Here is a 13,190-nt window from a genome sequence, read left to right on the forward strand (position 1 = left end):
GTCAGGAATCCTTGGCACCCGACCCACCGGCCGCGCGCTCACATTGAATATTCATTTGGGTGATGCCGCCGTCGGCAGGCGCTGTTTCGTCCAGCTTCAATTCACGGCTGCACCACGGCTGGCCGTCGACGCTGACCAACAACCGCGCCTCGGGCGGCACGCCGGTCAGGAACGCGCGGCCTTTGTCGGCCACCAGGGTGTTGCCGAGGGCGCGGCCATCCGGGGCAAACAATTCGGCGCGGGCGGCAAACGGCGCTGCTTCGCCAAGGGGGTCGCTGATGCGAAACAGGATGCGTTGGCCGCGCCGGGTGTCGAAGTCGGCCAGTACAAACGCGCCGCGGTTTGGCGTGACTTCCTGCACCGGCTCGGCGATGTCGACGTCAGACGGCATCGACTGGGTGTCCAGCGACACGCGGTTTTTGCGATAGGGCAGGGCCTGCGGCACCACGGTGTAGCCATTGCTGTTGGTGCGCACACCGCGCTTGTTGCTGATGCCCACGTCGGCGGCGCCCGGTGTGGCGACGATCACATTGGTTTCGCCCAATGGCTGGCTGAACATCAGGTTGCTGCCATACGCCACCACCGAACCTTCGACGCCCATGTCCAGTTGGCGGCTGCCGGTGGTCTCGTTATAGGCACCGCGCACAATCGCGTTGGGCGCGTCGTATTGCGCGGCGAAGGTGCCGCCGGTCTGGCGTTGCGCGCCGCTGACTTGCTGCGACACACCCGCGCTGTAGGCCAGCGTATCGTCCTCGAACGCGTTGCCGCTCAGGGTCGCGGTGCGTGATGCCGAGCCCCGCGCGCTCTGGTTCATGTTGGCCGTAACGCGCTGGCTGCGCGTGCCGCCCAGGGGCATGCTGATGCTCAGGGACAGGCTGCGGTCGTCGCTGTTGGCGCCTTTGTTCAGGCCCAGCCCAAGGGAGTAGGAAATGTCCCCGACGCTCGCGCTGTATCCCAATTGGATCGAGGTGTCGGCCTTGCTCTTGTCCCAGTAGGCGGTTTTCGACACGTTGGCATAGACCCCGCCGTAGCCGCCCAATTGCTGCGACACGTTGGCGGTGAAGTTGCTTTTCATGTGGCCGCTGCGGTACGTGTCCAGGGTTTGCTCGGTGCTGCGGCTGTTCAGCGCTTCGTTGAACGAGTAGTAGCCGCCGGTGGAGTAGCGGTAGCCGATCAGGCTGAAGTTGGTGTCGGTGGCCGCCAGGGACTTGGAATAGCGAAAGCGAAACGACTGGCCGCTGGACGTGGTTTTCTCCCGGCCCACGGCGTCGCTGCGGGCGTGAGTCACGTCCACCGAGATCGCGCCAAAGCCGGCAAAGTCGTGGGCAAAACCCAGCAGGCCGGCGTTGTATTGATTACTCAGCAGGCTGCCGCCAAACAGCGTGGTGCTGCCGCTCAAACCGCGTCGTAGGGAGGCCTGGATAAATGTTGGGGTTTGCTGCACAAAGGACGATTGCGCCGGGCGGTATTGGCCGGCGAATACCGAATAGCTTTGCTGGCCTTCGCGCAGCATGTAGGGCACCGACGAGAACGACTGGGTGTAGACCTGGCGCTGGCCGTCCGGGCCTTCCACGGTGACTTCGATGTCGCCATTGCTGGCGGTGGGGTACAGGTCGGTCAAGGCGAACGGCCCCGACGGCACCCATTGCTCATGGATCACATAGCCGCGCTGGCGGATGATCACCCGCGAGCGGCCATTGGCAATGCCGCGAATCACCGGGGCGAATTCGCGGGCCTGGTCGGGCAGCATGTCCAGATCAGAGGCGATGCCCAGCCCGCGATAGGGGATCGCGTCAAACAGGTCGCCTTCGGTGGTGGAATCGCCCAGGGTGGCGATCGCCATCATATTGCCCATGTCGCGCTGGGCGTAGGTTTCCAGCGACTCCCAGCGCCCGGGCGTGGTGCTGCCTTTTTGCCAGGTCGAAAAATTGCGCAGGCGCCAGGCCCCGGCATTCACGCCGCTCCTCAGGCTGCCGAACTGGTCCTGGCGGCGGCCGGTATCGGACTCCACGGTGCTGCCGGTGAAGCTGTAGTTGGTGAAGGCCACCTGTTCGCCGTTACTCCATTGCCGACGGCGCACTTCAAAAGGGATGCTGCCCAGGTAGGCCTGTGGGATTTCAATCGACAGGATCTGGCGGTTGAAGTCGTAGTCGTAGCTCACGCCGGCCAGGCCCTGATCGAACGCAATGCAGGTGGGGTCGGCGTCGGTGCGGTTTTGCAGGGCCGTGTCGGCCACGCCCTGGGCGCGGAAGAACTCGACATCCAGGCAGGGGAACAGGCCGGTGCTCGAGCGTTCCTGGGTGCCGGTGGCGCGGATGAAACGCACATCACGCTGTTCGATCGAGCGCTGGTTGAGCTGGATATCCACCCGGTAAATCCCCGGCAACTGGCCGTCGCTCATGGCGCTGACCTGTTGTTTCACAGCGGCCGAACTCTGCCCGCCGCCGATTTCGAGAAACGACGCATCGAACTCGTAGCCGGCGTGTGCGGGGGCCAGGTGCAAGGCGGCGGCGGCCACGAGCGGGCAGCCGAAAGCCTTCACGGCCCGACGGCGCATGAATGGGAATGAACGGAGCATGGTCGTTCCTGAAAAGGCGTTCCGGGGTTGTCGCGTGGGTATCAGTGAATGCGGATGACGGGGGCGGTCACGATGCTGCCGTAGTCATCGATGTAGCTCAGTTGCACTTCATCGCCGGCCTTTGCCTGGATCGGCAGCTCACGCGCTTCGCCTGGGCGCAGCACATCCGGCGCCTGGGTGATCGGCAGGCCGTTGAGCTTCAGTTCGCTGACCACCACGTGCAGCTTGGAGGCGTTATTGACGGCCAATGCACCCGCTTGGGCCTTCCAGTTCACTTGCGCCACCGCGTCCTTGAGCGAACCTTTGAGGCCGGCCGGGCGGTAGAACAGTTTGATCGTGGTCTTGAGCGCGATCTGCAGCACGTTCTTGCCTTTTTGATCGTCGCTCATGGCCGGGATTGCCTTGACGTTCATCAGGAACAGGCTTTCGCGGTCCTGGGGCACTTCTGGGCCACCGGTAAAAATGATGCGCAGGATATTTTCCTTGTCGGCATCCAGCCGGAACAGCGGCGGCGTGACGATAAAGTTATCGACGCTTTCCTCGTTGCCACTGCCGAAGTGGCTGACCCAGGACTGCACGAGGTAAGGCGAGGTGTCGTCGCGGTTGCTGACGCTCAGGTTGGCTTCGTTGGAAGCGCCGTCGTAGATCAGTCGCGTGGCGCCGACGGTGACGGCGGCGTTGGCGGCGCTGTGCCAGAGCGGCAGCAGGGCGAGCAGAAGATAGACTTTCAAACGCATGACAGGGGGACCTCCGGAAGCCCGCGGGCCGGCGCGCGAACGCCTGGCCCACGGTGTTGACGAGCAATTACTTGTAGGTAACGTCGAAGCTGGCCAGCGCGTGCACCTGACCGGTGCTGATGCCGGAGGTGGTCACCGCGTCGTCGCCTTCACCGGTGGTGGTGTCGGCGACGGTGCGCACGTAGGCAGCGGTAAAGTCGAAGGTATTGGACTGTGCACGCAGGTCGTAATCGGCGGTCGGCGTGTTCAGTGGCAGTTTGTTGCCGTTACGGGAGTCGGTGATCTGGATCGCGATGCCGCGCACCTGGTTTTCACCGGTCAGGCCCAGTAATGTCGGGTCGCTGGCGTCTTGCTGGCCGCTGAAGGTGATCGCGACGTTTTTACGGGTCGCGGTGCTGCAGTTGTCCAGGCTGATGGAAAACGGCTTGGCTTTATCGGTGAGCACCGAACCCACGGTGGGCGCGAAGTCAGCGATGCGCACCGGGTCCAGAGTCACCGACTTGTTCACGTCGCCGGTGGTGATGGTGCAGGCGTTATCGGTGACGGAACCGGTGAATTCGATCTGCCCGTCCGCCGCCTGAGCGGTGCCGGCCAGCAACCAGCAAGCGCCGCAGGCGAGGGTGAGTTGGCTCAGTTTGTTCAGCATTGCAGTGCCTCTTTTAAGAGAAGGAAGGTTGTCTGCCTACCCGTCAGGTAAGCCAATCCATAGTGCAATGCTGTGTTTTAGAGGCACATGAGACGAATCTTAAAAACTGGCGAACTGATGGCCGCCCGACCGCTGAGTCCATATAAGGCGCCGAGCGTGATATTCTGCGCGCCATCTTGGTCTAGCCTCTATCGAGTACGTACACCCGTATACGTCCCGGTGGTTAGCTGGCGCCCAGGTAGCTGAAGCCAATAATGATAAGAAGTCAGCGCAGAAGGGACATAAAAGTGAGGTCGATACGTCGGCCTTGTGTGCCCACCCTGCGGTCCCCGAATGAATGTGCACACCCCGCGGTGCGTTGCCTGGCGCAGCGTGATTGAGGGTTGCCCATGATCAGGGGCAGTGGGGCGGATGGCGTTTTATCATAGGTGCTACTGATGTTTAAAAAAGTAAACACTGCCCTGCTGGGGCTGGCTTTGTCGATGGGGATCACTTCCGTTCACGCGGAAGAGGCAAAGAAAGTCGATGTGCTGCTGATCGGCGGCGGCATCATGAGTGCAACCCTGGGTGTATGGCTCAATGAGCTGCAACCGGACTGGTCGATGGAGATGGTCGAGCGCCTGGATGGCGTGGCCGAAGAAAGCTCCAACGGCTGGAACAACGCCGGTACCGGTCACTCGGCTTTGGCTGAGCTGAACTACACCCCGGAAGACAAGAACGGCAACGTTGAGATCCCGAAAGCGGTCGAGATCAACGAAGCGTTCCAGATCTCCCGTCAGTTCTGGTCCTGGCAGGTTCAGCAGGGCGTCCTGAAGAACCCGCGTTCGTTCATCAACTCCACTCCGCACATGAGCTTCGTGTGGGGCGATGACAACATCAAGTTCCTGAAGAAGCGTTACGAAGCGCTGCAGGCGAGCCCGCTGTTCGCCGGCATGCAGTACTCCGAGGACCCGGCGCAAATCGCCAAATGGGTTCCGCTGATGATGGAAGGGCGTGACCCGAACCAGAAAGTCGCGGCCACCTGGACCCCGATCGGTACGGACGTGAACTTCGGCGAGATCACGCGCCAGTTCGTCGCTCACCTGCAAACTACGCCGAAGTTCGACCTGAAACTGTCGAGCGAAGTGCAGGACATCACCAAGAACGCCGATGGCACCTGGCGTGTCAGCTACAAGAACCTGAAAGACGGCACCAAGACGGAAACCGACGCCAAGTTCGTGTTCATCGGCGCGGGCGGCGGTGCACTGCACCTGCTGCAGAAGTCGGGCATTCCTGAAGCCAAGGAATACGCGGGCTTCCCTGTTGGCGGTTCGTTCCTGGTCACCGATAACCCAACGATTGCCGAGCAGCACCTGGCCAAGGCCTACGGTAAAGCTTCCGTTGGCGCACCGCCGATGTCGGTTCCGCACCTGGACACCCGCGTGCTGGATGGCAAGCGCGTGATTCTGTTTGGCCCATTCGCTACCTTCTCGACCAAGTTCCTGAAAGAAGGCTCGTACCTGGACCTGCTGACCAGCACCACCACCCACAACATCTGGCCAATGACCAAAGTCGGTATCCGCGAATACCCACTGGTCGAGTACCTCGCCGGCCAACTGATGCTGTCGGATGACGACCGCTTCAAGGCGCTGCAAGAGTACTTCCCGAACGCCAAGAAAGAAGACTGGCGCCTGTGGCAGGCCGGTCAGCGTGTGCAGATCATCAAGCGTGACGAAGAGCAGGGCGGCGTCCTGAAACTCGGTACCGAAGTGGTCAGCTCCGCCGACAACACCATCGCCGGCCTGTTGGGTGCATCGCCAGGCGCGTCCACCGCGGCTCCGATCATGCTGACCGTGCTGCAGAAAGTGTTCAAGGAACAGGTTGCTTCCCCGGCCTGGCAGGAAAAGCTGCACCAGATCGTGCCTAGCTACGGCACCAAGCTGAACGACAGCCCGGAAGCTGTGGCTAAAGAATGGGCCTACACCGCCAACATTCTGCAGCTGACGCCTCCACCTGCGATTCCGCAGCTGACTGCTCCAAAAGCCACCGAGGCTGCAAAGCCTGCGGCTGAGCCGAGCAAGCCAGCTTCTGACCTCGCGCTGTAAGACGTTGGTGAGGTCCTGATTCAGGATCAACCCGATGTAAAAAAAGCCCGCTGAACCGGTAACGGTCAGCGGGCTTTTTGCAGGTGTTACCAGCGCACGGGCAACTCGACCTGCCGCTCTGCAGCTGCCAACGCTGCCTTCAGTCCCTCTTTATCCAGAGGTATGCAGTAGGCCGGCTTGGCGCGTTCAAACCGCCAGCTCTCATCCAGCCCACCGGCATCTACTGCGTCGAAGCCGATCTCGTCCAGCAGGGCGATGACTTGCGCCTTGGCTGCCGGGTCATCCGCCGCGACCGGGAGCGCGCGCCGGTCGGGTGCGCCGCGGCTGCGAGCATCCTGGGTCAGGTCCGGCGCCAGGATAGCGTTGAACACTTTCACCACATTTGATTGCGACAGGTGCTCGGCCACCAACCGACTGGTGGTGGTTTCAAAGCGGTCGAGCACGGGAATATGGCCGTCGCGGTTCGGGTAGTAGTTGTTGGCATCCATCACGGTTTTGCCTTCCAGCCACTGCGCCGGCACGCTGCGGTAATGTTCGAACGGAATCGCCAGCAGGACCAGTTCGCCAAATTGCGCGGCGTCTTGCGCAGTACCCACTTGAACCCCACGAATGCCACTCAGCACGCTGCTCATCGACTGCGGGCCGCGGGAGTTGCTCAACATCACTTCATGGCCGGCCGCCAACGCCAACTGCGCAACGGCGCGTCCGATAAAGCCTGCTCCGATAATGCCAATTTTCATGTCGGTGCTCCTGAGTTGAGAGAGACGTTATGATGATTGGCTACTGGATGAGGATAAATGGCCGTTCTGGTTTAGGTATTGTTACTGGGAGTAGTGAATGATGGACCGCCTTTCAAGCATGAGTGCCTTTGTGATGGCTGCCGAGCTGGGGTCCTACGCCCGTGCTGCCGAACGCCTGGGAATGTCGCCGCAGATGGTAGCCAAGCATGTGGCGGCGCTGGAGCGGCGGCTGGGCGCACGCCTGCTCAACCGCACCACACGCCGGCAAAGCCTGACGGAGTTGGGAAGCGCGTACTACGAGCGCTGCAAACATATCCTGACAGAGGCAGAGGCCGCAGACTCCCTCGCCCAGATCATGAATGACACACCACGGGGCAAGCTCAAGATCAGCGCCCCGGTGACTTTTGGCTCCTACAGCCTGATGCCACTGGTGACCGAATTTTTACGCGACAACCCCGAGGTGGAAATCGACCTGCACCTGACCGACCGGTTTGTCGACCTGGTGGAGGAGGGCTACGAAGTGGCGTTCCGTATCGGCCCGCTGGCGAACAGCAGCCTCACCGCCCGGCCGCTGCAGCCCTACCGCCTGGTGGTCTGTGCGGCAGCCAAATACCTGGCCGAGCGCGGCACGCCGCTGACGCCCGCAGACCTTGAACACCACGAGTGCCTGGGATACGCCTACTGGTCACGCCCGGCTGATCGCGAATGGTCGTTCTACCAAGGCGCCGTCCTGCACAAGGCCCAGGTCGCCAGCCGCCTGCACGTGAATGAAAGCCGGGCCTTGATGTCGGCCGCGCGGGATGGTTTCGGGATTGTGCTGGGGCCTGAGGACTTCTTACGCTCGGCGCTCAAGAGCGGTGAGTTGGTGCGAGTGCTGCCGGACTATGAGGCGCCAAGTCGGCAGATGCATTTGCTCTACACCGCGAATCGCCAGCGCACCGCCAAGCTGCGGCGATTTGTCGATGCGGTGCTGTTGCGTTTCGGACCACCCTAGACGCTGAAGCCGGCCTTGACCTGCTCATACAGATGCAGTGCCAACAGGTTGCTGCTGTCGCCAAGCAGGTACAGGTGATGCAGCGGCAGCGGCGGCAGTTCAGCTCCAGCAATCTGGCGCGTCAATCCCTTACCCATGCGGCTTTCTTCCACCAACCCCACCGCCATGCCACTGCGGATACACGCTTCAACAGCGGGCGAACTCGCGCTTTCCAGCAGCACCCGATAGTAAGTGCCGTGCTCCTTCAGCGCTCGAATTGCTGCAGCGCGATAAGGGCAACCTGTCAGTTGCACGGCAATCGGCAGCGGCGCCTGCGGTGGGCAGTTGAAGTGTTCGGCGGCCACCCACAGCGGCTGGATTTCTCCCAGGCGCTCGCCTTGTTCCAACGGCTGGGCGCTGACAATCAGGGCCAGGTCCAACTGCCTGCTGGCGAACAGCGTGAGCAGTTCGCCACTGGAGCGCGCCTCTACCTCCAGTTCCAGCAGTGGGTTGTCGGCGACCAGGCGGGGCAGGAACTCCTGCATGAAGTCTGGCGCGTAGGAATCAGGCAAACCCAGGCGAATCTTGCCCTGCATGCGTTGCGGCGTGAGGGAGGCCAGCAAGCGGTCGTGGCTCTTGAGGAATTCGGTGGTTTCGCCCAGGAGTTTCTTGCCGTACATCGTCAGTTCAACCCCCTGGTTGCTGCGGCTGAACAGGCGTTGGCCGACCTGGTCTTCGAGCTTCTGGATCTGCGTGGTCACCGTCGAGGCACTGCGATGCACATGATTGGCCGCTTCGTTGAATCGCTGGAAGCGGGCCACCGCGTGGAAAGTGCGCAACAGATCAATATTCAGTTGTTTGCTCATGATTCCACTTTTAAGGATTAGTGGTACAGATTATTCAAATATACAGAATCATGCGCGGCACTTAGCCTTTTGGTCAATCAAGCGAACCGGAGGCTCAATGAAGCGATCAACCGTGGGGCGGTTGCTGTTACAGGCGGTGTTCGTGCTGTCGTGGAGTTCGGGGTTTATCGGCGCGAAACTGGCGACCCGGAGTGATGGCGTGTTCAACGTGCTGTTCTGGCGTTTCTTGCTGGTGTCGTTGTGCCTGGCGCTGTTTTTGAACGTGCGGCTGCTGAAGGTTTCCTGGGCACAGATCCGCCATCACGCGGTGGTGGGTTTCCTCTCGCAGTTTCTCTATTTGACCTGTGTCTACGTGGCGATCCAGAACGGTTTGCCGCCGGGGATTGCGGCGATCATCGCGGCCCTGCAGCCGTTGATGACGGCGGCGCTGTCATCGGGTAGCCACGCCGAACGCAGCGGCGGCTGGCAGTGGCTGGGGTTGATGATCGGTTTTGCCGGCGTGTCGATCGTCATCTTCGGGCAATACCGCAACAGCGGGGCCGAAGTCGGGTGGGTCATGTATGCATTGCCCCTGGTGTCGGCACTCGGTCTGACCGTGGCCACGCTGTACGAACGGCGGGCGGCCCGCACTGACTCCGGCGACCTGAGCCTGGCGTTGTTTATCCAGTCGTTGCTGACCTTGATCGGCTTTGCTGCAGCGGTGCTGTACACCGATACGCTGAGCATTCCGCGGACCCCCGACGTATTGATCTCCATCGTTTGGCTGACGGTGTTCTCTACCTTCGTGGCTTACCTGAGCCTGTGGATGTTGTTGCGCGTAATGACGGCTACCCATGTGGCGACATTGGTGTACCTGGAGCCTCCCGTGACACTGGTGTGGGCGGCACTGATGTTTGGCGATGAGATTCATGCGTCGACATATGCAGGGATCGCCGTGGTGGTGGCCGGGCTGATTCTGGTGCGACTGAAACAGCCGGTCGCAGTCTGTGCCTCTTGAAAAGGTCAGTTTTTCTTTACCTGCTGTCTGCCCGTGGGTTCAGCAAGCTGACAGTTGGCACCTGTTAAAAAGTCTTATGGCCAAGCAGGAGCGCGGCTGGAACAAGGGGGCATTTTTTTCCGGTATAAACGCTGGGCGGTCACGCCCGAGGATTCTGTATGTTGTTACGTTATGCGGCATTGGCGGCTTTGGTCGTCGCGGCTTCCGGGTGTGTAGAGGAGCGGGTCGTGCATGATCGACGACCGGTGCAGCGTGAATATGTAGAAGTCGTCGCGCCGCAACCGCCGCCGGTGCAGGTCATCGAGGTCGAGCCCGAAGGGCGGCCAGGTTACCTGTGGTCGCGTGGCTACTGGCGTTGGGAAGGCGGGCGCTATGTGGCGGTTCACGGCCACTGGGAGCCGGTACGGCCAGGTTATCGTTATGTTCACCCGCATTGGGAGCAGCGTAACGACGGCTATCACTGGCAGGGCGGCGGTTGGGTTCGCTGACCGTTTTCCGATGGCTTAAATCGGCTTCTTCGTACCCAGAAGCCGAACTTCCCTGAGCAGCGCCGCGCCCAACTGGCCGGTGCCAAGCTCCTTGTAACCTACCGCTTTAACATCGCCATTCTCTTCCGCCTGGATGAGGATCACCGGTGTTTCCTTGCCGGTGCCTTCGTCGACATGCATGGCGTACTGCGGGATATCCAGCTTGATCGGCGTGCCTGCCGCCTTGCCCTTCACATTGATCAGAAACGCCGCACAACCGATGTCCACATCCTGACTGGTAGCGGAGCGACCGCTGACGAAGCAGGTGTCGGGCAGGTCGGGCCAGGTGATGGCTTCGGCGAGGGTCAATGGGGACGTTAATGCCAGGCCGGCGAGAAAAAGCGTGCGCACGTTGGTCTTGTCTCTGGATAAAGTCAGTAAGGGCATTTTCTACCAAAGCCTTGACGCTTCTGCAACGCGACGCCTCAGGTCAGCCGCCGCATGCCGGTAGCCTTGGCCGCGCTGACATCAAATGTCGCCGTATATTCACAGCCTGCTGCGTGGGCGCAGCGTTCAATCAGGCAGTCGGCGAAATCGGCCCTGGTGCTTGTAAATCGCCGGAGTGCCTGCCAGATAACGTCGGCGTGCTCTACGGTCAGTTCGCGGGTACGCAGCAGCGTCTCCAGGACCGCAACCACTTCACTCTTGGCTGACTGGTAACTGGACTGCAGGACCCACACCAGTTCCACCACTGAAACCAGGCTGACAAAACCCGGCGAGGCAGTGGTGAGCGACTCGATCAGTCTGGATGCCTTTGGCGATTGGACGGGATCATCCTGGGTGACGTAACGCACCAGCACATTGGTATCCAGTCCAATCATCGTGCTTTGGCTCCCTGTGCAGCGATGGCCAGGTTCATTTCTTCGATGCTGACGGGATTGGCGGGTTTGCGGATCAGCCCTTTGAGGTCCGACACAGTCTTGCTGGCCGCGATGATCGCAAACTTGCCCTCTTCCATTTCGACGAATTCGACCCGGTCGCCAGTGTTCAGCCCAAGTGCGGCCCTGACTTGAACGGGAATGGTTATTTGGCCTTTTGAAGTGAGTGTGGCGGTAGCCATGTTGAAAGCCTCTCTCGTGATACTCCTTACCTTAGGGTAAGGAATAGTGGAGGGCAAGATCCATTGGTCCATAGGTTACTCATCTGGCGTGGGTGGGTCGGAACAGGTAAAACGATAGTCCGAACGTTTCCCGTCGACACGCCTGAAACCAGCCTTAAGAGATACAACATATGACCGACCGCCACCTCATCATCCCCACCTCCATGCACCCCATCGTCGAGCGCGCCGGCTACGTCCCGGCGGTAAAAGTCGGCAAGACCCTGTACTGCGCAGGGCAGGTCGGCCGCACGGAACACCTGGAAGTCATCACCGATCCCGAGGCACAGTTCGTCGCCGCCTGGGAGAGCCTGCGCCTGGTATTGGAGGAGGGGGGCTGTACGTTTGAAGACGTGGTCGACATGACCACCTACCACGTGAACATGAGCGAGCACATGGCGGTTTTCCGTGAAGTGAAAAACCGCCTGTTCCCTCGCGGGTTGTGCGCCTGGACGGTCATTGGCGTATCAGAACTGGCCAACCCGGGCTTGCTGCTGGAGATCAAGTGCGTAGCGGTTCAGCGCTGACTCACTGCACCACGCGGTAGCACGGCACGTAGGCGGCGCCGCCTGGCAGTTTCATCCGGTGCTGCTCTACGAACGCCTTCAGCAACTCATCCAGCGGTTTCATGATCGCCGGGTCGCCATGAATCTCATACGGCCCGTTCTGCTCGATCAGGCGGATGCCCTTGTCCTTGACGTTGCCCGCCACAATCCCCGAGAACGCCCGGCGCAGGTTGGCCGCCAGTTCATGGGGCGGCAGCGCGTGGCTCAGTTGCAGGCTGGCCATGTTGGCGTGGGTCGGGTCGAACGGGCGCTGGAAGCCCTCGTCGATCTTCAGCAGCCAGTTGAAGTGGAACGCGTCGTTGCGCTCGCGGCGGAACTGTTTGACCGCTTTCAAGCCGACGGTCATCTGCCGTGCCACCTCAGCCGGGTCGTCAATGATGATCTGGTAATGAGCCTGGGCCGCTTCGCCCAGGGTCGCGCCGACGAACGCGTGCAACTGTTGCAGGTACGGCGCGGCGTGTTTCGGCCCGGTGAGGATCACCGGGAACGGCACGTCGCGGTTGTCCGGGTGCATCAGGATGCCCAGCAGGTACAGGAACTCTTCGGCGGTGCCGGCGCCGCCCGGGAAGATGATGATGCCGTGGCCGACGCGCACGAAGGCTTCCAGGCGCTTTTCGATGTCCGGCAAAATCACCAGCTCATTGACGATCGGGTTCGGCGCCTCGGCGGCGATGATCCCCGGCTCGGTCAGGCCCAGGTAGCGCCCGCCGGTAATGCGTTGCTTGGCGTGGGAAATGGTCGCGCCCTTCATCGGGCCTTTCATCACGCCGGGGCCGCAGCCGGTGCACACGTCGAGGCTGCGCAGGCCGAGTTCGTGGCCGACTTTCTTGGTGTATTTGTATTCTTCGGTATTGATCGAGTGCCCGCCCCAGCACACCACGATCTTCGGCTCGACGCCCGGGCGCAGGGTGCGGGCGTTGCGCAGCAGGTGGAACACGTAGTCGGTGATGCCCTGGGAGCTGCTCAGGTCGATGCGCTGGCTGTCCAGTTCGTTTTCGGTGTAGACGATGTCACGCAGGGCGCTGAACAGCATCTCCCGGGTACTGGCGATCATTTCGCCATCGACGAACGCGTCAGCGGGGGCATTCAACAGTTCCAGGCGCACGCCACGGTCCTGCTGGTGGATGCGCACTTCGAAATCTTTATAGGCGTCGAGGATGGTCTTGGCGTTGTCGATGTGCGCGCCGGTGTTGAGGATGGCCAGGGCGCATTGACGGAAGAGGGTGTAGATGCTGCCGGTACCGGCTTCGCTCAGTTGCTGGACTTCACGTTGCGACAGCGTTTCAAGGCTGCCTTTAGGGCTTACGGAGGCATTGATGACTTGTCTTTGGGGCATTCTGATTCCCTGAAAGCACAGCCACCGGACCAGGCATGGCCAGT

General features: G+C 61.2%; 14 protein-coding genes. 5 read left to right on the forward strand and 9 right to left on the reverse strand.

Annotation, left to right across the window (positions count from 1 at the left end; translation table 11 throughout):
* Position 1: 1 nt before the first annotated feature.
* From QF039_RS05155 to QF039_RS05165, 3 genes are all read right to left on the reverse strand, one after another.
* A complete protein-coding gene (locus QF039_RS05155) occupies positions 2–2,578 on the reverse strand; it encodes a fimbria/pilus outer membrane usher protein (protein ID WP_177122722.1) in 2,577 nt (858 codons plus the stop codon).
* A gap of 41 nt (positions 2,579–2,619) precedes the next feature.
* Positions 2,620–3,315 carry a molecular chaperone gene (locus QF039_RS05160; protein WP_003218892.1) on the reverse strand — a complete coding sequence of 232 codons (696 nt, stop codon included), beginning with the start codon at positions 3,313–3,315 and terminating at the stop codon, positions 2,620–2,622.
* 67 nt (positions 3,316–3,382) lie between these two features.
* Positions 3,383–3,961 carry a fimbrial protein gene (locus QF039_RS05165; protein ID WP_003218890.1) on the reverse strand — a complete coding sequence of 193 codons (579 nt, stop codon included), beginning with the start codon at positions 3,959–3,961 and terminating at the stop codon, positions 3,383–3,385.
* 437 nt (positions 3,962–4,398) lie between these two features.
* On the opposite strand from QF039_RS05165, the gene mqo reads away from it, so the two are divergent.
* On the forward strand, positions 4,399–6,045 hold the full coding sequence (mqo, locus tag QF039_RS05170; protein ID WP_307517110.1) for a malate dehydrogenase (quinone): 1,647 nt from the start codon (positions 4,399–4,401) through the stop codon (positions 6,043–6,045).
* An 86-nt stretch (positions 6,046–6,131) separates the two neighbouring features.
* On the opposite strand, the gene QF039_RS05175 is transcribed toward mqo, so the two are convergent.
* Positions 6,132–6,785, reverse strand: a complete 654-nt coding sequence (locus QF039_RS05175) for an NADPH-dependent F420 reductase (RefSeq protein ID WP_307517111.1) — start codon at positions 6,783–6,785, stop codon at positions 6,132–6,134.
* Positions 6,786–6,882: 97 nt separating this feature from the next.
* On the opposite strand from QF039_RS05175, the gene QF039_RS05180 reads away from it, so the two are divergent.
* Positions 6,883–7,779: a LysR family transcriptional regulator gene (locus QF039_RS05180; RefSeq protein WP_307517112.1), complete on the forward strand. Its 897-nt coding sequence runs from the start codon at positions 6,883–6,885 to the stop codon at positions 7,777–7,779.
* On the opposite strand, the gene QF039_RS05185 is transcribed toward QF039_RS05180, so the two are convergent.
* On the reverse strand, positions 7,776–8,624 hold the full coding sequence (locus QF039_RS05185; RefSeq protein WP_307517113.1) for a LysR substrate-binding domain-containing protein: 849 nt from the start codon (positions 8,622–8,624) through the stop codon (positions 7,776–7,778). The two genes, QF039_RS05180 and QF039_RS05185, sit on opposite strands and share 4 nt — an antisense overlap.
* 97 nt (positions 8,625–8,721) lie before the next feature.
* Between QF039_RS05185 and QF039_RS05190 the strand changes: the two genes are divergently transcribed.
* A complete protein-coding gene (locus tag QF039_RS05190; RefSeq protein WP_177019505.1) occupies positions 8,722–9,621 on the forward strand; it encodes a DMT family transporter in 900 nt (299 codons plus the stop codon).
* Positions 9,622–9,779: 158 nt separating this feature from the next.
* Entirely contained in the window at positions 9,780–10,109 is a 330-nt protein-coding gene (locus QF039_RS05195; RefSeq protein WP_023659079.1) for a YXWGXW repeat-containing protein, read from the forward strand.
* A 15-nt stretch (positions 10,110–10,124) separates the two neighbouring features.
* On the opposite strand, the gene QF039_RS05200 is transcribed toward QF039_RS05195, so the two are convergent.
* From QF039_RS05200 to QF039_RS05210, 3 genes are all read right to left on the reverse strand, one after another.
* On the reverse strand, positions 10,125–10,499 hold the full coding sequence (locus QF039_RS05200; protein WP_307522900.1) for a hypothetical protein: 375 nt from the start codon (positions 10,497–10,499) through the stop codon (positions 10,125–10,127).
* Positions 10,500–10,573: 74 nt separating this feature from the next.
* The gene (locus QF039_RS05205; protein ID WP_003218874.1) at positions 10,574–10,969 is read right to left on the reverse strand and encodes a PIN domain-containing protein; all 396 of its coding nucleotides are present in this window, start codon (positions 10,967–10,969) and stop codon (positions 10,574–10,576) included.
* Positions 10,966–11,280 carry an AbrB/MazE/SpoVT family DNA-binding domain-containing protein gene (locus tag QF039_RS05210; RefSeq protein WP_174717775.1) on the reverse strand — a complete coding sequence of 105 codons (315 nt, stop codon included), beginning with the start codon at positions 11,278–11,280 and terminating at the stop codon, positions 10,966–10,968. Before QF039_RS05210 ends, QF039_RS05205 begins: the two co-directional genes overlap by 4 nt.
* Before the next feature lie 98 nt (positions 11,281–11,378).
* On the opposite strand from QF039_RS05210, the gene QF039_RS05215 reads away from it, so the two are divergent.
* Positions 11,379–11,771 (forward strand): RidA family protein, encoded by a 393-nt coding sequence (locus QF039_RS05215; protein WP_003218870.1) that lies wholly within the window; start codon positions 11,379–11,381, stop codon positions 11,769–11,771.
* A 1-nt stretch (position 11,772) separates the two neighbouring features.
* On the opposite strand, the gene ppnN is transcribed toward QF039_RS05215, so the two are convergent.
* On the reverse strand, positions 11,773–13,146 hold the full coding sequence (gene ppnN, locus QF039_RS05220; RefSeq protein ID WP_003218868.1) for a nucleotide 5'-monophosphate nucleosidase PpnN: 1,374 nt from the start codon (positions 13,144–13,146) through the stop codon (positions 11,773–11,775).
* Positions 13,147–13,190: the final 44 nt, after the last annotated feature.

The organism is Pseudomonas sp. W2I6 (assembly GCF_030815935.1).
In the GTDB taxonomy this organism is placed as follows: domain Bacteria; phylum Pseudomonadota; class Gammaproteobacteria; order Pseudomonadales; family Pseudomonadaceae; genus Aquipseudomonas.

Excerpts from the sequence above, each read along its gene's own strand:
- QF039_RS05215 (WP_003218870.1), top strand. The coding sequence starts at position 11,379 with ATGACCGACCGCCACCTCATCATCCCCACCTCCATGCACCCCATCGTC.
- QF039_RS05180 (WP_307517112.1), top strand. The coding sequence starts at position 6,883 with ATGATGGACCGCCTTTCAAGCATGAGTGCCTTTGTGATGGCTGCCGAG.
- QF039_RS05195 (WP_023659079.1), top strand. The coding sequence starts at position 9,780 with ATGTTGTTACGTTATGCGGCATTGGCGGCTTTGGTCGTCGCGGCTTCC.
- QF039_RS05155 (WP_177122722.1), bottom strand. The coding sequence starts at position 2,578 with ATGCTCCGTTCATTCCCATTCATGCGCCGTCGGGCCGTGAAGGCTTTC.
- QF039_RS05165 (WP_003218890.1), bottom strand. The coding sequence starts at position 3,961 with ATGCTGAACAAACTGAGCCAACTCACCCTCGCCTGCGGCGCTTGCTGG.
- QF039_RS05190 (WP_177019505.1), top strand. The coding sequence starts at position 8,722 with ATGAAGCGATCAACCGTGGGGCGGTTGCTGTTACAGGCGGTGTTCGTG.
- mqo (WP_307517110.1), top strand. The coding sequence starts at position 4,399 with ATGTTTAAAAAAGTAAACACTGCCCTGCTGGGGCTGGCTTTGTCGATG.
- QF039_RS05210 (WP_174717775.1), bottom strand. The coding sequence starts at position 11,280 with ATGGACCAATGGATCTTGCCCTCCACTATTCCTTACCCTAAGGTAAGG.
- QF039_RS05160 (WP_003218892.1), bottom strand. The coding sequence starts at position 3,315 with ATGCGTTTGAAAGTCTATCTTCTGCTCGCCCTGCTGCCGCTCTGGCAC.
- ppnN (WP_003218868.1), bottom strand. The coding sequence starts at position 13,146 with ATGCCCCAAAGACAAGTCATCAATGCCTCCGTAAGCCCTAAAGGCAGC.
- QF039_RS05205 (WP_003218874.1), bottom strand. The coding sequence starts at position 10,969 with ATGATTGGACTGGATACCAATGTGCTGGTGCGTTACGTCACCCAGGAT.
- QF039_RS05175 (WP_307517111.1), bottom strand. The coding sequence starts at position 6,785 with ATGAAAATTGGCATTATCGGAGCAGGCTTTATCGGACGCGCCGTTGCG.
- QF039_RS05185 (WP_307517113.1), bottom strand. The coding sequence starts at position 8,624 with ATGAGCAAACAACTGAATATTGATCTGTTGCGCACTTTCCACGCGGTG.